Genomic DNA, 19,428 nt, shown 5'->3' with positions numbered 1-19,428 from the left:
CCTTGAGGTTGCTGCAATGCTCCCCGAGCTGCCGAAGACCTGGGCGGGGGATCTTGCCGGCTATGCGTGGCGGGCGCAGACGATCGGCCGTTCGGATGCAGCAGTCTTCCGGCTTGAGGCAGAGGGCAGACCGAACTTGTTTACGAAAACGGCGCCAGCCGGCCCGTTCTGCGAATTGCCTGACGAGATCGCGCGGCTCCGCTGGCTCGCGGGGCAGCACATCGCGTGTCCGCAGGTCATCGCCGAAGCGCAAGAGGCGCAGCGGTGTTGGCTCCTCATGAGCGCAGTGCCCGGCCGTGATCTCGCCTCGTCCGATCTCGCGCCCGGGCGCGTCGTTGCCGACGCGCTGCGCGACCTGCACGCGTGCGACGCCCGCGCCTGCCCCTTTGACCATCGGGCCAACAACCGCATCGCTCTGGCACAAGCGCGCATGGACGCGAGGCTTGTTGATGAGGATGATTTCGACGAGGAACGCATCGGCCGAACGGCTGCCGATCTATTCGAAGAGCTTCTGGCCCGAAGACCACAGCATGAGGACCTCGTTGTGACACACGGCGACGCCTGCTTGCCCAACCTGCTTGCGGCAGATGGCCAGTTCACAGGCTTTGTCGATTGTAGCAGACTAGGCGTCGCCGATCGGCACCAGGATCTCGCGCTGGCGAGCTGGAGCATCCGGTACAATCTCGGCGAGGAATGGGTCGGGCCCTTCCTGCGCCATTATGGCGGGAGCGCCGATCCCGAGCGGCTGGCCTTCTATCGCCTGCTCGACGAGTTCTTTTGAGAGCGCCCTTTTGCGTCGGTTGCAGGCGCGGCCGGCAAGATCGTCCTCCTTGCCGATACCGCGCCGCTGCCGCTGGCTATTTTTCCCGCTGTCGCGAGCTTCCCTGCTGCCGCAACGCAATCCAGTTGCCGTCGGGATCCAAAGCCGTGACGCGCACCCCCCAGGTATAGTCTTCAGGCTCCGGCTCCACGAACGTGACACCGCGCGCCTTGAGCTCGGCGAAGTCTTTGCGAAGATCGTCCGATTGAAGAAAGATCGTGCCCATCCTGTCCGCCTCGGACGCCGGACGTCCTCCTGTACCGGGCCATAGCAGCACCGGCCATCCCTGACCTTTGTAGCTCATCAACAGGAAACGGCCCTCTGGCCCGGGATTATCGGCCATCTTCTCGAAACCGAAGTTGCCGGTGTAGAAGTCGAGAGCCTTGTCTTGATCTGATACGTACAAGGTGGCGAACATGATTTTGCTGAACATCTTCATTTCCTCTTCGATCCGGTGCCAGCACCGGCTTTGACCGAGACGACGCCACCGCTGGAATCGACCTTTGTCACATCCGCCAGGTTTCGTTCGTCATGCACATGACGGAACGAGTGGAGGAAATGTGACCGATGGAAGCAAAAAAAATCCCGCTGGAGCAGTTCGAGGCCAATCGCCCTCACCTGCGCGCTGTCGCCTGCCGCCTGCTCGGTTCGCTGACTGAGGCGGAGGACGCGGTGCAGGAAACCTGGCTGCGCCTCTCTCAGGTTGAGGCCCGCGACATCACCAACGTGGGCGGCTGGTTGACCACCACCACTGCCCGGATCTGCCTTGACATGCTTCGCTCACGCAAGACGCGACGCGAGGAATCTCTCGACAAGGTCGAAGACAGGCCCGTCACTCGCGAACCCGGCAAGACGCCGGAGGATCAAATCGCGGCCGCCGATTCGATTGGCCTCGCTCTGTTTGTGGTTCTCGAAAGGCTTGCGCCCGCTGAGCGTCTGGCATTCGTTCTGCACGACGTGTTCGCCGTTCCGTTCAGTGAGATCGCTCCCATTGTCCGCCGGTCCGAGGGCGCCACACGTCAGCTCGCAAGCCGTGCCCGAAGCCGCGTGCAAGCTTCACCCATCGCCGGCGATGCGAAGCGGAACCGGCATTGGAAGCTGGTCGAAGCCTTTCTTAAGGCAGCCCAGGGCGGTGATTTCGATGCGCTTCTTTCTGTGCTCGATCCGGACGCGGTCTTTCGGGCCGATGACGAGGCTATTCGTCAGGGTTCAGTTCCTGAGATCCGTGGCGCCGCAGCGGTGGCAGCAGCTTTCAAGGGGCGCGCGCGCAGTGCACTGCCGGCGCTTGTGGACGGCGGCTTTGGCCTCGTGATCGCTCCCGACGAGCACCGTCACGTGGTGCTCCATCTCACGTTCAGAAATGGAAGGATCGCCGAGATTTGGGCAATCGCGAATCCAGAACGCCTCGCACGGCTCGAACTGGCCCTGCTGCCGGATTAAAGGCGACTGCCTGCCTCCTTGTCGACCAAAGCCACAAGGAGGCAAGCAGGCTACAACCGACAGTCTCGGTCGCCGCTGAGGTTCTCCCGCGTCCGGTCATCGATTTCCGCGACGCCCGGCATCGGGTTCCGGCAGCAAATCAGCCATCTCATACAGCGGCCGGATTTCGATCTCGCTCGGTCCCGGCATGGGATTGGGGCAACGCTTCACCCAGGCGACGGCCTCATCCATGTCCTTGACGTCCCAGAGCCAGAAGCCGGCGACCAGCTCGCGAGTCTCGGCGAAAGGCCCATCAGTAACCGTGCGGTTGGAACCATCGAACGCAATGCGTTTGCCCTGCGAGGAAGGCGTGAGGCCGTCGGCGGCGCGCAGGATGCCGGCCTTGCGCAGTTCCTCGTTGAATTTGCCCATCTCCTCCATCGCTTCCATGTTCTCGGGCGTGGGGACAAAGCCCTTTTCACTGTCGTCGGTCGCCTTCACGAGCACCATCACACGCATCGTCTGTCTCCTTCTTCGCGCCGATTTTACCGGCCTGACATTCGAACGACGAACGGGGTTCGCGGAAATCGACATCTTCCGGGAAATTTTTTCGGCGCTGGTGCCCGTGCGTCGCTTGGCGCCATCTGATCGATGAGTAGAAACCCTCGCAGACGATGCACGTCCGCGTCCCATGCCGTCACATGGCTGTAACCCGGCCGCGCCACAAATCATCCGAATGTTTTGTGCCGGGTTCGATCCAGGAGGATGGGCAGTGGGGATTGGTCGGCGTCAATTCTTTGCAGGCATTGCCGCAAGCGCGGTTGCAAGCACCATCACCGCACGGCGGGCTTGGTCGACCGATGCCCAAGTGGTGATTTCAAGCACGTGGGGCGCGGACAAGCCCTTTCAGAAGGTCGTCGATGCGTTCAACGGGAAAAAGCTCGGCGTAACCGTGGCGAACCGCTTCGATGGCGACTACGAAGCGGCGGTCGCCAAAGCCGTAGCGAGCACGGCGGCGGGCCGGCCCCCTGCCATGATGATTACCGGCTGGAAGTTCGGCTATTTCGCCCGACGCACGCTCGGTGCGCGAGATTTGCGCGAGATCGGCGCTTCGGACGCGATCCTTGCGAAGTTTCAGCCTTCCGTCTTGCCGCTCGTCACGATCGACGGCGCGCTGATCGGACTACCCTGGGCGATGTCAACGCCGATCACGTTCATCAACAAGGCGTTGTGGCAAGAGGCAGGTCTCGACCCGGCCCTGCCGCAAAACCCGGATATCGACTGGCTCTACAGTGCCGCCCGTACGCTTGATGGCAAGCTCAAGGGCAGGCATCCAAGCTATCGCTCGCCGCTCGCGCTTTCCAACAACGAATGGACGAGCCAGTCGTTCATCCAGAATGCCGGCGGCCACATCATCGATCCCGACGGCAAGCTCGCACTGAACAGCCCCGAAGCCATCGCCGGCATGAAAGCCTATTGCTCACCCGCTTTCGAAGGACTTTGGGTCCCCATCGGTGCCAAGGAGCAGGACGCTGCCTTTGAATCCGGCGCACTCGCCATCTGCACCACGAGCTCGACGCGCGCAACTGTCTTCCCCTTCGGTGCAGCCGAGGCGGTCACCACCAAATTCCCGGGCCTCGCGGGGCATCCGCGCCGAATGAACAGCGGCGGCAATTTCCTTGCGATCTACGCCCGAGAGAAGGAGCAGGCCGAGGCCTCACTCTCCTTCCTGGCCTTCTGTGCTTCGAAGGAAGGGCAGTCGATCTGGTCGGAGGTCGGTTACCTCAACACTTCCGTGCACGAGATTCCGCTGATCAACGCGTTCATGAAGCCGGCCGCCGAACAGCTCGCCGACGGGCTGACGGCCGAGACCATCTGGCCGGGCAAGCGCGGGCTGGAAGGCCAGGCGATCTGGCGCAAATGGGTTTCGCGCATGCTGCTCAAGGAGGTCGGCATCGCCGAGGGCATGAAGGCGGCCGACCAGGAGCTCCACACTTTAATCTCGGCCTGACCGGCACTGCCATGCGGTCGCCTTTTGGCAGCATCGCTCCCTATCTTTTTGTGGGGCCGGCCGTCCTTTCGGTCGCGATCTTTCTGTATGGGCCGCTCATCGCCTCGGCACTGCTGTCGCTGCTCGACTGGAATCTCTTGTCGTCCGAATTGCGCTATGTCGGCTTCGGCAATTACGCGACCATCCTCGATAACAACGACTTCAGGCTCGCAGCGTGGAACACGGTGATTTACTGCGCGGTTCTGATCCCGCCGCAGATCGTCCTGCCACTGCTGCTCGCTCTGCTGATCCATGCTGTCCGCGACACGTCGGCGCAGAGCATCTATCGCGGCGCGCTGTTCCTGCCGACGATCCTCGCCTATTCCGTCGCGGGCGTCGCCTGGTCCTGGCTGCTCAATCCGGTGAACGGTCTGTTCAACGAGCTCTTCGGCTATTTCGGCTTTCCGAAATCCCGCTGGCATACCGATCCTGACCTCGCCCTGCTCTGCGTCTGTCTCGTCACGTTCTGGAAGACCTTCGGACTCAACATGCTGCTCTGGCTTGCAGCGCTCGCCAACGTACCGCATGACTTACGCGAGGCTTCTCAACTCGATGGCGCCAACGCCACGCGCCATTTCTTCACCATCAGCCTTCCCCTGATGACACCGACAGCCTTCTTCATCACCGTGACGACGATATTCCATGTGCTTGACGACATCGTCGGCGTCATCGACGTGCTGACGCAAGGCGGACCGGCAGGCCGCAGCTCGAGCGTGCTCTATTTCCTCTGGCAGCAGGGATTGCAGTTCTTCCAGTTCGGGCCGGCCAGCGCCGTCGCCGTCCTCATCATCGCGGTCGTCCTATCCGTGACGTGGCTGCAGTTTCGCGTCGGCGAGAGGCGGGTTCACTACGGATGAACGGTGCGCGCTACCTGACCCGGCTGACGGTGCACGCTGTCCTCTTCGTCACGTGCGCGGCGACGGTCTTTCCGCTGATCTGGATGGTCTCTTCCGCTTTCACACCCAACGAGCTGATCTCGGCAAAAACCGTGCGGCTCTGGCCCGAGACGCCGACGCTCTCGAACTTCGTCCTCGCTGCCGAACGCCAGCCGATCTGGACGTGGATGTGGAACTCCATCCTCACGGCGACGCTGATCACGCTCGGCAAGCTCGCTCTCGCGGTCCCGGCCGGCTTCGCCTTTGGGCGGGGCGCGTTTCCGGGACATCAGGTGCTGTTCTGGTTCGTCATCGCGACGATGTCGTTCCCGACCGCCCTTGCGATCATCCCGACATACATCGCCATTGTGAAGATCCAGGCCTTCGACACCTACGGCGCCATGGTCATCCCCTCGATCCCCTATATCGGCTTCTACGTCTTCTACATGCGCCAGGCCTTCCGCAACCTGCCCGGATCGATGTTCGAAGCGGCGCAGATCGATGGCGCCGGCATCTGGCGGCAGTTCTTGCAGATCGGCATCCCCAATGTCCTGCCCGCAATCGCCGCACTCTCCGTCATCGCTTTCATGGGTGCGTGGAATATCTATCTCTGGGGCCAGCTTGTTCTGGAGGACCGCTTCAAGAAAACGCTGACCACGGGGATCGCCTCCTTCGCCGATCTGGAGGGCACTGATCGCGTGTGGGGTCCGCTGATGGCGACCAGCCTGTTGTCGATCGTACCTGTGCTAATCATGTTCCTGATCGCGCAACGTTTCATCGTCGATGCGCTCTCTCCCGGCATCGACGACCGCTGAGGGCCTTAAGATGCATCACGTGCTCGTCATCGGTGGCGTCCATCCCGATACGATATGGCAGCTCGATGCGCCTCTGGTCCCGGGCGGGCGATTGAGAACCTGCGGAAAAAGCGTGGTGTTCGGCGGAGGCGGCTTTCATACCGGCAGCGCACTGATCGCGCTCGGCGCCAAAGTTACTCTGATATCCCGACTCATGCGCGACACGTGGGGCCTATCTGCATTCGAGACGCTCCAAAGCGCCGGTTTCGACATGCGCCATGTCGAGCTATCGGCAGGTGAGACCCAGCCGCTCGACATCTTGCTCGATCCGAACGGCGAACGGACAATCCTCGCTCCAGTCCGCTCCGGCCAGGCGCCGTTGTGTGTCAAAGGGCCTCTGTGCACGGCGGCCGCCTATCTTAACGCGCTGCAGCTCGACCAAACCCTGCTGCAGGTTCTTCAACGGACGCCGCTCGTCATCTCGCAACTGCCGCTGCGTCCAGCTACGCCGCGGCCGGCGGATTACGTCGTCACATCGCGCGCCGATGCAGGAACGGATATCGCCAACACCTGGACACGCGCGAAAGCGCTGGCCGGCGTGCGGCTCAAGGCCCTCGTCGTCACGGACGGACCGCGACCTGTCACGGTCTATGACGGCGCCGCGCCTTTCGCGGTCGACACGAGACCAGTGGACAAATTTCGCAACAGCATTGGTGCAGGAGACCGCTTCTGCGGCGCCCTGCTGCTGGCGCTGCTCGACGGAGCGCCGGTCGGCGAGGCGGCCGCCATAGCGTCCAGCAACATTGCCGACTGGCTTAGCAGGCAGGCGTCCACTTGAGTTAGTCAATGCGGGATTGGGGGTGCAGATGGGCCGAGATGCATGGCGAGCTATTCGAGACCGAATCTCGGATGAGATAGCTTCGGGGGTCCTCCTCCCGGGCACCCGATTGCCGACAGAGCCCGAGCTTCGCCGCATCTTCGATACGGGCCGCCACTCGGTGCGTCGCGCCATGGCGGCGCTCGCAATGGAGGGAAAGCTGCGCGTCGAACAAGGTCGTGGAACCTTCGTCGAAGATGCGCCGAAGTTGAACTATCACGTCGGCCGGCGCACGCGCTTCCGGCAGAACCTGCGCTCTCAGGGGTTCGAGCCGAGCGGCGAGACCATTTCCGAGGAGATCGTGCCGGCTTCGTGCAGGGTGGCCGATGCTCTGCAACTCGCCGAAGGCGCGCCCGTGCATCGGCTGCTGCGGCGAGACATGGCCGATGGCGTGCCCATCAATCTCGGTTTCACCTTTCAGTGCGCAACCCGGTTTCCCGATTGGGCGGCGCTGCGTCGCGAAGGTCAGTCGGTCACGGAAGCCTATCGCGCGCATGGCATAATTGAATACTTCCGCCGCTCGACCAGCGTCCATTCCCGGCGAGCCCGCGAAGAGGAAGCAGAGCTTCTCCAACAGCACATCGACCAGCCGGTTCTGGTCGTGCGCAAGGTCGACGTCGATCGGCACGGAGTGCCGATTGGCCACTCCGAAGGCATTTGGGCGGCGAGCCGCGTCCAGTTCGTCTTCGACGGAGCAGACGATGTTCCTCTCCGACCTCATTCACCACAGCAAGTTGCACTCACGACTGATGGATCCTCGTGAATGGCACAGATCGTGATCGCCGGCGGCGGGATCATGGGCTCCTGCATCGCCTATTATCTGGCGCTGGCCGGTGCGGCATCCGCGGTCACGGTGCTGGAGCCTGACCCAGCTTACGAATTTGCCGCCACGCCGCGCGCGGTGGGCGCAATCCGCCTGCAGCACGGACTGCGCGAGAACGTCGAAATGTCGATCTATGGCGATCAGGTCTATTCCGCTTTCGCCGAGCACGTGCGTGGCGGCAAGATCGAGTTCGACCCGCAATTTCGCCGTTGCGGCTACATGTATCAGGTACACGGCACGGAAGGTATCGCGGCGCTTGAAGCCAATGTCCGCATGCAGCGAGAGGTCGGTGTGGAGGTGCAGCTCCTCGATGCCGACGAACTCCGCCGGCGTTATCCTTCCTTTCGCTTTGTCGGTGTCGATTGCGCCGCGTTGTCGCTCGCCGACGGGCAGATTGATCCCTACGCTGCGCTGATGGGGTTCCGTCGGGCAGCGGAAGGACTTGGCGTCACGTATATCCAGGACCGGCTCGTCGCGCTGGACCTGTCTGGCACGCTGGTAACCGACGCGTACCTCGCCTCGGGCCTCAGCCTGCCCGTCGACACGCTGGTCAATGCAGCCAATTGCTGGGCCTCAGAGATATGCGCCATGGTCGGCATGTCGGTGCCGATCGAGCCGATGCGTCGCCAACAGTTCTATTTTCTGACGCAGCAGCGCATCGAACCAATTCCGGCGATGCGCCGCATGGACGGTCCTGGAGTTCGCATGCACCAGGACGGCTATCTTTCGGGATTCACGAACCACCAGCAACCGAGCGGCCTCAACTGGGACCTGGAGCTTGAGATGTTTGAAACCGTGCTGTGGCCGCAGCTCGCCGACCAATGCGACGCATTCGAAGCAATCAAGCTGAAGGGTGGCTGGGTCGGCCACTACGATATGAACCGGCTGGACAACAACCCAATTATCGACCGCTTCGACAAGGTGTCGAACTTCATCCTGGCCGCCGGATTTTCCGGTCACGGTTTAATGCACGCGCCGGCCGTGGGACGCGCCGTCAAGGAGCTGATCCTGGACGGCGGATTTCGTTCCATCGATCTGTCGCGCCTGTCCTGGCGCCGCGTGATGGATGGCCATGCCTTGCGTGTGACGGACTGAAGCTGCCGTGTAGACGTCGAGCGCTCTGTCCTGATCCAAAACAAACAGGGCGGCGAACATGATTTTGCTGAACACCTTCATTCCCTCTTCGGCCGGGTGTGAGCACCGGCTTTGAAGCTCATCGAGACAATGTTGCCAGATCTATGCCGCAACAATGTCATGATCTGGCGCGGAACGGTATCGTGCGATCTGCGTTGGCGCACCAGGGGCCGCCGGCTAGTGACTCAATCGGATCGTTTTGAAAGTTTGGACGCGTGGAGGGGCGTGTGCGCCCTGCTGGTCGCGTTCTATCATTATGTCTACTCGCTGCCGAACGATCTCCAGGACGTCCGGTTTCTTCATAACTCGTACCTGTTCGTCGATTTCTTTTTTGTGTTGAGCGGCTTCGTCATCTTCCACGCCTATCGTGACCGCATCGACAGCGATACCGAGGCATGGATCTTCGTGATTCGACGCCTTGGCCGAGTGTGGCCCGCGCACCTCGCTACGCTGGCTGGATTTGTGGCCGTTGTTGCAGCAATCGGCGCGTTGCCGCATCCGAACACTCTCAGTATCTCGTCGGGTCAGGGCGAATACTCGATCCCTGGATTGCTGCTGCAAGTGGTTCTGCTCAATGCCATGGGTCTGCAGGGCACGGCGACATGGAATGGACCAGCCTGGAGTATCGGTGCAGAATTCTACACCTATCTCCTGTTCGCCTGCGTGGTCTTGTGCGGACAGCGGCGGCTGGTGATCGTATCGATCGGGCTGTCGGCCCTCGCCCTTGCCGTCATCATGTGGCGCGCACCCACCTACATGAATTCGACCTTTGATTATGGATTTCTTCGCTGCGTTGCAGGTTTCTTCGCCGGCGGCGTTGCCTATCACGTGCACGAACGCTGTCGCGCCGCGCAGCTCAAATTCGCGACGATTGCCGAGATCGTCAGCCTCACGGCCGTGGTGTTGCTCGTCGTCAGTGCTGGCCGCAATCCGGATGCCGTCTCGGCTGGTAGTCTTGCGGCGCCGGTTGTCTTCGCTGTCGTGATCCTGATATTTGCGCGCGAACAGGGTGTCCTTTCACGGCTCCTCAAACTCGCGCCGTTCCGTACGGTCGCGCGCTACTCGTACTCCATCTACATCACGCACAAGCTCGTGCTGGTGATGATAGTCTACCTGGCCTGGCTCACCGGGATCCGGGAGGTGTCGGCTCCGCCGCAACAACTCGGCATGTTCCAGTCGTGGCCTCCGGGTATGCTGCCATTCGTGTTCCTCGCAGTCGTTCTGCTGCTCTCGGCCGCCTCGTATCGCTTTGTCGAGGTGCCTGGCCGTAACCATTTCAACCGCATGGCCACACGCCTCCAAGAGAACGCCCGTGAACCGCAACCGCATGGCCTCGCCAGGCGATATTTGCCTGCATCGTCTAGCATCTTGATCAGGTAGGACACGCGGGCGGCTCGGACGTGGGCCGATATGGGGCCGTCGCGTCAGCGGTCGCCTTCGCTCTTCCGCACATTGAGCGTGAGAGGTCGCTCCAGCGACAACACCAATTCCGGCTCAAGAGCCGCCGCTCGGTTTCACATACTTCGCGGCGCCTGACAGAGCTGCGTGAGGACGCAGAATCTGGTCGATCGGGATGTCCTCCAGATGTGATCGGAGAGGCCCCTTCGCGATGAATGCGTGGGTGAGCTTGTCTCTGTCCAACAGCGGCCGTAGCCCGCGGCAGAGTCCGCCGGTGATGAACACTCCGCCCCTGGTCAAAAGGGTCAGAGCAAGATTCCCAGCGGTCGAACCGAGAATGGATGAAAAGATCTTCATCGTCTCGCGGCAGATGGCGCATTCACCCGTTGCTGCGCGCGCCGAAACGTCTCTTGGATCGCGCACGTCGATGTTCTGGCCGTTTATTTCGGCCAAGGTTCTCGCAATCACCAGCAATCCTGGTCCGGACAGCAATCGCTCAACTGGCACATGCCCGTGTTGGCCCTGGAGACGCGCTAGGATTTCCGTCTGAACACGATCTGTCGGGGCAAACGTGGCGTGTCCGGCCTCGCTCGGAACGCCGACAAGTGTACCGGCATTGTTCAGAAGAAAGGCAACGCCCAAGCCGGTTCCGGGACCGATCACGAGCACAGGCTGTCTTGGATCGCGGGTTCCCGACTTTAGCGCGCCGATCTCATCGGGCGACAGTGACGCGACGGATAACGCGTGCGCAACGAGATCATTGATGATGACCAGCCTGCGCAATCCGAGCCGGATGCGCACATCTTCAATCGAAAATCGCCAGGCGCTGTTGCTGAACGCAACCTCATCGCCCACAATGGGTCCCGCCACGGCAAGCACCGCCTCGTCCAGCATTGGGACACCAGACAGATAATCCTGCACTGCCTCGACAAGGCCGGGATACTGCGCGATAGCCAGCTTGCGTACATTGGACGGCTGATTACCAGGCTCCGCAATTCCGAACCTTGCGTTGGTGCCGCCAATGTCTCCGACCAGTCGCATGATGCTCATCCTCTCCAGGATGGGGTACTCAGTATCCTATTTCCAGGCAAGAATGCTGGCAACATTTGCAACGGCCGAGATGCACCGAGGTGCCGTTGATCCGTTTTCTGTTCCAACTCAATAATGTTCTCATTTGCGTTCTTCGGTACCGGCTTCATCAAATTGATGCTGAATCTTCGGATCGACGCGTTGACTATCTTCGGCGTCGTGACTACGCCGCCTGGGTGGCGTTCGCTTCGGTTCTGTTGGCTGTTGAACTAACAGGAGGTCGGGATGCGCCGGCGCACTGTCATCGTCAACGACAAGATGCAGAAAGGTTATCGCTACACATTGTCTGCGGCGACGGGCCGTGGTTTCGACCCGCAATTCCGGCCCGATTTGACGCCCAAACAGATGCTTCAACTCGGCGTGTTCTGCGGCAAATACCTGACCGACTGCCGTAGCGAGTTTCCAGCGAGTTGGTTCGCGCGCGCGAAACTATCGCCTTCGGACCGCGACTGCTCCTTGAATTACTTCGGCGTGGATGCCAGTCAACCGTTGTCGGAATGGCGGCGAAAGGGCTGGATTCACCCAGACGATCCGCGCGGCTGGTTCCAATGGTACTGCCGCTACTACATGGGCCGGCGCCTGCCTGACGAGGACGCGCGCCAGATCGGCCGCTGGAAGGCGATCAGCCGACACGTTTCACAGATCAGAAAGCATTGTGAACCGGGCGACCCGACCTGCCGGCCACGCCAGCGCCAAGCCCTTTTGCATTGGGCTTACGACAGCCGAAAAATTTAGAGCCTGCTCGCGTCGGCGCAGTTCGTGCCGCCTGTCGCGCGATCATGCAGGAACGTATGTCAACCTGATCACGTCCTCATCAATCAGATCGCTGGCCACAAGGCGGAGCGGCGGCCGAGGGCCGGCAAAGAATGGCTTGCCATGACCAAGCACGACGGGATGAAAGTAGAGCCGATACTCGTCAATAAGTCCAAGGTCAGTCAGGCTTTGTGCCAGCTCGGTCCGGAAACAGCGATCTCCCCATCAAGCCGAGACTTCAGGTCACGCACCACCGCCCCGACATCATCCCCGACAAGCGTGGCGTTGGGGCCGACCGACTTCAACGAACGCGAGACAACCCATTTCGGTTGCCGCCGCCACGCGGCTGCGAACTCGCGTTGCTCGTCGCTCCACTCCGGATCGTCTTCGTCCCAATAACGCATGACCTCGTACATGCGGCGACCGTACACACTACCGGTCAGATCGCGCACGTGCTCTATCCAGTGCCGAAAAAGCGCGGGTCCTGTCCGCATCTCCGAATGGTCGACATAGCCGTCCAGGGACTGGTTCATTCCAAATACGAACGTCGCCATGCTACGAAATCTCCGCACCTGGCTTCAGAGTAGCATGAGTGCTAGCCTCCGATGTCCAGCATCATCTCGTTCGTCGCACAGGTGCACGACGGCTCCTCCGGCGACCCGCCTCCTCGCATGCCGACATCCAGATGACGCAGGCGATCGTCGACGTGGCGAAGTCGCCCGGCATTGGTGCACGATCACATCATTATGGGCAAGGACGGGAGTGCGAGCTTGAAGAGCTGAAGTTGATCTAGCTATCCAGAGTTAGACAACCTGTCAGCGTTCCTTTTTCAGGCGCCTGCGGTGCGCAGCCTGTTTGGCGCGATTGCCGCAGATCGCCATGCTGCACCATCTTCTCGCCCGCCTCCGCGTATGGTCGGCGAACACCAGGGTGCAGCGATGTCCCTCGCATACTTTGATGTCGGCGAAGTTTTCTTCACACACAAACTTCGCCAACGCTTCGCCGATCGGTAGCAGCAGGGACTCAGGAGATCGCCAGCGCCGCACCATTTGCAGCTCGAGGCGATCACCGCCATCATGGCGATACCTTGATATCCGGCCGAACGCCTCGTCACGCTCCAAGAGCTTGTTCAGAGGTCCCAGTTCGTTCAGCGCCTTGGGCGGAAGCGGCTGGCCCATATGCTTATGTACGAAGCCTCTGAACCACTCGCGTAGATCTCGAGCCTGGCCTGCGACCTTGTCCAGTGCAGCTGGCATCGCCTGAGCCTTCAGCTCATCCAATGCATCCGCTGGCACAAGCTTGGCTTGAGCCAGCCACTTCAAGAGACCGTCGCCACTGTCGAGCCAGTCCACAGGTGCATCGGCCGGCGTCGCGATGGAATTCAGAAAATCGAGGCCGAGCGAGTCGGCGAGAAACATTGCAGGCGGTCTGTCTTGCACGGATGACCCCGTCGAAGCAGGCCAATCGCATAACCGCTTAAATGACAATTGACAAGTTATACCTCACCGAAGTAACCTGTTAGAGTAATTTAAGCTGGTTATGGCTGGAGCGGATCTCGAGACGAACCTTCAATCGCAAAGGAGTCGGCCCTATGAAGCCTTCAACAGAGCTCGGCAGCGCCGCTAACAAAATCTCTGCGGCATTTCCGTACAAAAAGAAGCGACGGCAGGTGCTCGACCGCGAGATGGCATACGTGGAGGTGGGAGAGGGTGACCCCGTCGTGCTGCTGCATGGCAATCCCACTTCGTCGTACCTCTGGCGCAACGTGTTGCCGCACCTGCAGCCGCGAGGCCGCTGCATCGCCCCCGACCTGATCGGCATGGGCGACTCCGACAAGCTGCCTGACAGTGGCCCCGGCTCGTATCGCTTCGTCGAGCACCGTCGCTACCTCGACGCTCTGCTCGAGGCCCTGGATGTGCGCGAGCGGGTCACCTTGGTCATCCACGACTGGGGTTCGGCCCTCGGCTTCGACTGGGCCAACCGTCACCGCGAGGCCGTGAAGGGCATCGCGTTCATGGAGGCGATCGTGCGGCCGCAGGGCTGGGACCACTGGGACAAGATAAACATGCGTTCAGCCTTGCAGGCGCTGCGTTCGGAGGCTGGCGAGGAGATGGTCCTGCGGGACAACTTCTTCATCGAGCGCATCTTGCCGGGGGCGATCCTGCGCACCCTCTCCGCCGAGGAGATGGCGCACTACCGACGGCCGTTCGCCGAGTCCGGCGAGGGACGACGGCCGACGCTGACGTGGCCCCGGCAGATTCCCGTCGATGGTGAGCCGCCCGACGTGGCGGCGATCGTGTCCGCCTCTGCGGACTGGCTGTCGACGAGCCCGGTGCCCAAGCTGTTCTTCAGGGCAGAGCCCGGCGCAATCCTCGCCAACGACGAGGATCTAGCCTTCATCCGCGGGTTGCCAGCGCTGACCGAGGTGACGGTTGCGGGGCGCCATTACGTCCAGGAAGACTCGCCGGACGAGATTGGGCAGTCCATCTCGCGGTGGATGGGGACGTTGGGCTGAGGAAAGCGGTGCGGGGCGGCCGTTTGGTGCTGGTCCATGGCGCTAGTTGCTGGAGAGGACCGGATGATCGTCCATGAGACGCAGCGCTACATGGCGGAGCGCATGAATGCGAAGACAACGCTGCACGCCGTCGATCACGCACCCAGCGTCACCGCTGCCTCGGCTATCGTCGACATTACTCGCGACGTGATGCGCTCCGTAACCAGCAATTGAGACGAGCCTCACAGGTCATAATCGAAGGCTCATCGCTCCTCTCACAACAATCGTCTCGATGCAATGAAGGTCATAGACGGAGGAGGTTTTCATGGCGGACGTCAGATACCGCTGGGCCAATGTTGACGGTCTCAAGGTCTTTTATCGCCAAGCGGGAACAACCAATGGCCCGAAGCTGCTGTTGCTGCACGGCTTCCCGAGCGCTGCTCGCCGACAGATTTCATATGGTCGCTCCGGACCTTCCTGGTTTCGGTCAATCCGACATGCCGCCGCGGGAAAAGTTCAAATACACATTCGACAACATCGCCGACGTGATCGACCGCTTTACCGAGGTCATCGGCTTCGACCGGTTTGCGGTGTATGTCTTCGACTACGGCGCGCCGACGGGTTTCCGGCTCGCTGTCCGCCATCCCAAGCGGATAACCGCCATCATTTCGCAGAACGGCAACGCCTACGAGGAGGGTCTCAGTGACGGCTGGACTCCGATCCGGGCCTACTGGCAGGACCCGTCACAGGCGAACCGACAAGCGCTGCGCGCCTTCCTCACGCCGGAGATGACCCACTGGCAATACACGCACGGCGTACCTGACAAGACGGTGGTATCACCGGATGGTCCGAACCTCGACGACTTTTATTTGGCCCGTCCTGGTGCGGATGAAGTGCAACTCGACCTCTTGGGCGACTATAAGAGCAACGTCGCGCTGTATCCGTCATTCCAGAAATACTTCCGCACCCACAAACCTCCGCTTTTAGCGGTGTGGGGCAAGAACGATCCGTTCTTCCTGCGGCCGGGCGCCGAGGCATTCAAGCGCGACATTCCCCATGCCGTGGTCCGCTTCTTCGATACTGGCCACTTTGCAATAGAGACGCATGCCACACAGATTGCCGAAAATATCCGCGACTTCCTGAAGTAATCGTAGGTTGGGCGCGACATCGCGAACTGAGCGCCGTCTATACCTCGGAAGAACGCCGAAACGCGCGGCCCGTGTGTTCACGGATTTCCTGGCGGAGGCTCTGCGAAATGCGTGATCCCTCGGACGAGCTGCTGCTTCGGCCGCGTTTTGGCTGACGGCCTTCTACGATTTATTGCAGCGTATGGCGTGATGTTGATCTCGGAACGGTAGGTGGCAGCAAGCAATCTGCTTGATCGGGTGTCGGCGACCTTCAAAGACTATCGCCGCCTCTATCCTCTACTATCCGATACCCGTCCTTTTCGACTCCCCCGTCACTCCCACTCGATCGTGCCCGGCGGCTTGCTTGTCACGTCGTAGACGACGCGGTTGACGCCTTTCACTTCGTTGATGATGCGGGTGGCGGTTGTCCCTAAGAACTTCATGTCGAAAGGATAGAAGTCTGCGGTCATGCCGTCGGTCGATGTCACGGCGCGCAGGCCGACGACGTAATCGTAGGTGCGGCCGTCACCCATCACGCCGACGGTCTTCACCGGCAGTAGCACGGCGAACGCCTGCCAGATCGTGTCGTAGAGGCCGGCGCGACGAATCTCCTCGATGTAGATCGCGTCAGCCTTGCGCAGGATGTCGAGCTTTTCCGGCGTGATGTCGCTGGGGCAGCGGATCGCAAGGCCCGGTCCAGGAAACGGATGGCGACCGACGAATGCGTCGGGAAGGCCGAGCTCGCGGCCCAGCACGCGCACCTCGTCCTTGAACAGTTCGCGTAAGGGCTCGACCAGCTTCATGTTCATGCGGGCCGGCAAGCCGCCGACATTGTGATGCGACTTGATCGTCACTGACGGTCCGCCAGTGAACGACACGCTCTCGATCACGTCCGGATAGAGCGTGCCCTGCGCGAGAAACTCCGCGCCGCCGATCTTCTTCGCTTCCGCCTCGAAGACGTCGATGAACAGCCTGCCGATGGTCTTGCGCTTCTGCTCCGGGTCGGTGACGCCGGCGAGCTCGCCCAAGAATTGCTTCGACGCATCAACGTGAACCAGCGGGATGTTGTAGTGATTGCGGAACAGGTTCACGACCGTCTCAGCTTCGGCGAGCCGCAGCAGGCCGTGATCGACAAACACGCAGGTCAGCTGATCGCCGATCGCCTCGTGGATCAGCACCGCAGCGACCGCAGAATCCACCCCGCCCGACAATCCGCAGATCACCCTAGCCTTGCCGACCTGCGCGCGGATCTTCTCGATCGCCTCGTCGCGGAAAGCGCGCATGGTCCAGTCGCCTTTCAGGCCTGCAACCTTGCGGACGAAATTGCGGATCAGCTTCGCGCCGTCGGGCGTGTGCACCACCTCCGGATGGAACATCAGCCCGTAGTATTTGCGGGTTTCGTCCTGGATGATCGCGAACGGCGCGTTCTGCGAGACGCCGGCCACCTCGAAACCCGGCGGCATCTGGGTGATGCGATCGCCGTGGCTCATCCAGACCTGATGCCGCTCGCCGACCTTCCAATCGGTCTCGAACAGCTTGCTCTTCGCCTTGACCTCAAGATCGGCCCGGCCGAATTCGCGGTGATGCCCGCCTTCGACCATGCCGCCGAGCTGCGCGGCCATGGTCATCTGTCCGTAGCAGATGCCGAGCACCGGCACGCCGGCCTCGAAAATAAGTTGCGGCGCCCGGGGCGAGCCGGTCTCGTGCACCGACTCGGGACCTCCGGACAGGATCACCGCCTTCGGCTTCATCTCCCGGAAGGCGGTTTCAGCCTTCTGGAACGGCACGATCTCGGAATAAACGCCCTCCTCGCGCACACGCCGCGCAATCAGCTGCGTTACCTGGCTGCCGAAATCGATGATAAGAATCTTGTCATGCGCCGCCACCGGAGGCGGCGCCGACTCAAAGCTTGCATTGGCTGGTGTCATGGACAGCAATTAAACGCATCGGTGCGCCGCGGCAACAGTTGCACGGGCCCGACTACCGACTATCCGCAATTCTGACGCGGCAACCGGCATATGTCAATAATACTGACCTATTTTCCAGGCTCCCAGACACCGTTGTCGCGCAACACCTTCTGGCAGGCTCCCGAAAGCTTGGTCCGGTTCTTCTGCAGACAAGCCAGCACGGTCATGTCGCTTTCATTGATCACCGCCTTGCAGAACCGCGAAGCGTCGCGACCGCATGCGCGTTCTCCGGCTTCGCGCGTGTTGGTCTGCGCGAAGGCGCCTGTCGCAGCCGAGCTCGCGAGGAAGGTCAGAAGCAGAGCCTTTTTCAAGGTCTTCAAGTTCGGCGTCTTCAAGTTCAACGTCGTATTCCTTTCATAGCGGAGACAACACAACGTCGCCGCATGCAACATTAGCGTCTAGGAGCGCCCCGCTAATGCGGTCTTTTCAAGACGGACACAAAAAACCCGTCGGTTTTCGTCCGCTGTGGCGTAAGCAACACACCCTCACTTGAGAGCAACGCCGCATCGCGAAATGCAATTGCGCGCTCGCCCAACGGAGCGGTGAAATCTGTCGCATTCACGATTTCGAAATCCGGATGGCGGGAAATGAAGTGCCGAATCTGCTCCCCGTTTTCCTGCGGCAGCACAGAACAGGTGATGTAGGCAACGCGGCCGCCTGGCTTGACAAGCCGGGCGGCGCGATCGAGCACTTCGATCTGATCTTTCACGCGCTGCTCGAGCGCGCCGGGCCGCATGCGCCATTTCGCATCCGGATTGCGCCGCCAGGTTCCGGTGCCGGTGCAAGGCGCATCAATGACGACAAGATCCGAACTGCCATCCAGGCCCGCGAGCGGGTCGCCATCCTTCGGCGTCCGGACATCGGCATTGTGAACGCCGGCGCGGGATAGCCGCTCGTGGATGGGCGCGAGCTGACGCTTGTCGCGGTCCGTCGCGATCAGGCGGCCGCGACCGCCCATCATGGCCGCCAGCGCCAACGTCTTGCCGCCGGCTCCGGCGCATAGATCGATCACCTGCTCGCCGGACTTCGCGGCGGTGAAGAGCGCCGCAAGCTGCGACCCCTCGTCCTGAATCTCGACCGCCCCCTTGATGAAATCGGGCTCCGCCTGAATGCCGGGACTGCGTGCATCGGCATCCAGTTCGATACGCAAACCGAACGGCGACCAGGGGGTCGGTTGTGCGCCGAGGTGACGCAACGACGCCCTCACCTTGTCCCGATCGCTTTTCAACGTGTTGACGCGCAGGTCGAGCGGCGCGCGGCGCGCCATTGCGCTAGTCTCAGGGATGCGGTTGTCGCCGAAGACTTTCGCAAACGCGTCGTCGAGCCACTCGGGAAAATCGCCCGCGACATGAGCAGGCGCGCCATCAAGCGTGCGCGAGGCAAGAGCCGCGCGCTCATCGTCGCTCAGCGGCGCCGGCGCAAAGCGGGCACCGTCGCAGAGCCTGCTGATCCGTTCCACGTCGAAGCCGCGCTCGAGCTTCAGCATCCCCAGCACGCGCGCGCGGGGTGAATCGTCGTCCATCAGCCAGGCGGATGACGAGCGCCGCCGCAGCACATCGTAAACAAGGCCGGAGATCGCCGCGCGATCGCCGGACCCCGCGAAGCGATGCGCCACACCCCAATCCTTCAACGCGTTCGTGGCCGGAATGCGTTGTGTATCGATCGCGGCGATCACTTCCATCGCGGCAGAAAGGCGGGCGGCAGGCGTCATGCACGCTCAGTAGACGCGAAGGATTCCGAAAGCAAACAGAGATCCACACCGTCGGGCACGACTATCGGCCAAAGGACGACCAGGCCCCGTTGCCGGC

The 19,428-nt window shown here is 61.5% G+C and carries 19 protein-coding genes and 2 pseudogenes; 13 read left to right on the top strand and 8 right to left on the bottom strand.

All coding sequences use genetic code 11. The features are described 5' to 3' along the window. Window positions 1-16 precede the first annotated feature (16 nt). Window positions 17-781, top strand: a complete 765-nt coding sequence (locus RCO31_RS25575) for an APH(3')-II family aminoglycoside O-phosphotransferase (protein WP_308971401.1) — start codon at window positions 17-19, stop codon at window positions 779-781. Between the two features lie 76 nt (window positions 782-857). Here RCO31_RS25575 and RCO31_RS25570 read toward each other — a convergent pair whose 3' ends face one another. Next, entirely contained in the window at window positions 858-1,253 is a 396-nt protein-coding gene (locus RCO31_RS25570; RefSeq protein ID WP_308971400.1) for a VOC family protein, read from the bottom strand. A gap of 134 nt (window positions 1,254-1,387) precedes the next feature. Between RCO31_RS25570 and RCO31_RS25565 the strand changes: the two genes are divergently transcribed. Beyond that, complete coding sequence (locus RCO31_RS25565) at window positions 1,388-2,260, top strand: sigma-70 family RNA polymerase sigma factor (protein ID WP_308971399.1); 873 nt, start codon at window positions 1,388-1,390, stop codon at window positions 2,258-2,260. A 96-nt stretch (window positions 2,261-2,356) separates the two neighbouring features. Here the strand turns inward: RCO31_RS25565 and RCO31_RS25560 are convergent, their stop codons facing one another. Beyond that, on the bottom strand, window positions 2,357-2,758 hold the full coding sequence (locus RCO31_RS25560; RefSeq protein ID WP_308971398.1) for a YciI family protein: 402 nt from the start codon (window positions 2,756-2,758) through the stop codon (window positions 2,357-2,359). A gap of 253 nt (window positions 2,759-3,011) precedes the next feature. Between RCO31_RS25560 and RCO31_RS25555 the strand changes: the two genes are divergently transcribed. The 7 genes from RCO31_RS25555 to RCO31_RS25525 all read left to right on the top strand — a co-directional run bounded on the left by RCO31_RS25555 (window position 3,012) and on the right by RCO31_RS25525 (window position 10,172). Next, window positions 3,012-4,250, top strand: a complete 1,239-nt coding sequence (locus RCO31_RS25555) for an extracellular solute-binding protein (protein WP_308971397.1) — start codon at window positions 3,012-3,014, stop codon at window positions 4,248-4,250. An 11-nt stretch (window positions 4,251-4,261) separates the two neighbouring features. Continuing rightward, entirely contained in the window at window positions 4,262-5,146 is an 885-nt protein-coding gene (locus tag RCO31_RS25550; protein WP_308971396.1) for a sugar ABC transporter permease, read from the top strand. After that, entirely contained in the window at window positions 5,143-5,979 is an 837-nt protein-coding gene (locus RCO31_RS25545; protein WP_308971395.1) for a carbohydrate ABC transporter permease, read from the top strand. The genes RCO31_RS25550 and RCO31_RS25545 overlap by 4 nt, the downstream gene beginning before the upstream one ends. A 10-nt stretch (window positions 5,980-5,989) precedes the next feature. Further along, window positions 5,990-6,796, top strand: coding sequence for a PfkB family carbohydrate kinase (locus RCO31_RS25540; RefSeq protein ID WP_308971394.1), 807 nt, complete (start codon window positions 5,990-5,992; stop codon window positions 6,794-6,796). Window positions 6,797-6,824: 28 nt separating this feature from the next. Beyond that, window positions 6,825-7,598, top strand: coding sequence for a phosphonate metabolism transcriptional regulator PhnF (gene phnF / locus RCO31_RS25535; RefSeq protein WP_308971393.1), 774 nt, complete (start codon window positions 6,825-6,827; stop codon window positions 7,596-7,598). Beyond that, a complete protein-coding gene (locus RCO31_RS25530) occupies window positions 7,599-8,753 on the top strand; it encodes an FAD-binding oxidoreductase (protein WP_308971392.1) in 1,155 nt (384 codons plus the stop codon). A gap of 129 nt (window positions 8,754-8,882) precedes the next feature. Then, complete coding sequence (locus tag RCO31_RS25525) at window positions 8,883-10,172, top strand: acyltransferase (protein ID WP_308971391.1); 1,290 nt, start codon at window positions 8,883-8,885, stop codon at window positions 10,170-10,172. A 114-nt stretch (window positions 10,173-10,286) separates the two neighbouring features. Here RCO31_RS25525 and glk read toward each other — a convergent pair whose 3' ends face one another. Then, window positions 10,287-11,231 (bottom strand): glucokinase, encoded by a 945-nt coding sequence (gene glk, locus RCO31_RS25520; protein ID WP_308971390.1) that lies wholly within the window; start codon window positions 11,229-11,231, stop codon window positions 10,287-10,289. Window positions 11,232-11,504: 273 nt separating this feature from the next. Here glk and RCO31_RS25515 point away from each other — a divergent pair, with 273 nt between their 5' ends. Next, window positions 11,505-12,014 carry a hypothetical protein gene (locus RCO31_RS25515; protein ID WP_308971389.1) on the top strand — a complete coding sequence of 170 codons (510 nt, stop codon included), beginning with the start codon at window positions 11,505-11,507 and terminating at the stop codon, window positions 12,012-12,014. A gap of 42 nt (window positions 12,015-12,056) precedes the next feature. Here RCO31_RS25515 and RCO31_RS25510 read toward each other — a convergent pair. Both RCO31_RS25510 and RCO31_RS25505 read right to left on the bottom strand, forming a co-directional pair. Further along, window positions 12,057-12,586 (bottom strand): annotated as a pseudogene (locus RCO31_RS25510) (dihydrofolate reductase family protein). Between the two features lie 261 nt (window positions 12,587-12,847). Beyond that, window positions 12,848-13,450, bottom strand: a complete 603-nt coding sequence (locus tag RCO31_RS25505; protein WP_308971388.1) for an ABATE domain-containing protein — start codon at window positions 13,448-13,450, stop codon at window positions 12,848-12,850. A gap of 173 nt (window positions 13,451-13,623) precedes the next feature. Between RCO31_RS25505 and RCO31_RS25500 the strand changes: the two genes are divergently transcribed. The 3 genes and pseudogenes from RCO31_RS25500 to RCO31_RS25490 all read left to right on the top strand — a co-directional run bounded on the left by RCO31_RS25500 (window position 13,624) and on the right by RCO31_RS25490 (window position 15,674). Further along, complete coding sequence (locus tag RCO31_RS25500; protein WP_308971387.1) at window positions 13,624-14,547, top strand: haloalkane dehalogenase; 924 nt, start codon at window positions 13,624-13,626, stop codon at window positions 14,545-14,547. 36 nt (window positions 14,548-14,583) lie between these two features. After that, entirely contained in the window at window positions 14,584-14,760 is a 177-nt protein-coding gene (locus RCO31_RS25495) for a hypothetical protein (protein ID WP_308971386.1), read from the top strand. A gap of 91 nt (window positions 14,761-14,851) precedes the next feature. Beyond that, window positions 14,852-15,674 (top strand): annotated as a pseudogene (locus RCO31_RS25490) (alpha/beta fold hydrolase). A 311-nt stretch (window positions 15,675-15,985) separates the two neighbouring features. Here the strand turns inward: RCO31_RS25490 and guaA are convergent. The 3 genes from guaA to RCO31_RS25475 form a co-directional block, all read right to left on the bottom strand. Then, window positions 15,986-17,581, bottom strand: coding sequence for a glutamine-hydrolyzing GMP synthase (gene guaA, locus RCO31_RS25485; protein ID WP_308971385.1), 1,596 nt, complete (start codon window positions 17,579-17,581; stop codon window positions 15,986-15,988). 107 nt (window positions 17,582-17,688) lie between these two features. Beyond that, window positions 17,689-17,961 carry a hypothetical protein gene (locus RCO31_RS25480; protein WP_308971384.1) on the bottom strand — a complete coding sequence of 91 codons (273 nt, stop codon included), beginning with the start codon at window positions 17,959-17,961 and terminating at the stop codon, window positions 17,689-17,691. A 71-nt stretch (window positions 17,962-18,032) separates the two neighbouring features. Beyond that, the gene (locus RCO31_RS25475) at window positions 18,033-19,331 is read right to left on the bottom strand and encodes an RsmB/NOP family class I SAM-dependent RNA methyltransferase (protein ID WP_308971383.1); all 1,299 of its coding nucleotides are present in this window, start codon (window positions 19,329-19,331) and stop codon (window positions 18,033-18,035) included. Between the last annotated feature and the right edge of the window lie 97 nt (window positions 19,332-19,428).

This window comes from Bradyrhizobium sp. LHD-71 (assembly GCF_031157255.1).
GTDB lineage: Bacteria > Pseudomonadota > Alphaproteobacteria > Rhizobiales > Xanthobacteraceae > P52-10.
This window is presented reverse-complemented; position numbering and strand designations above follow the sequence as displayed.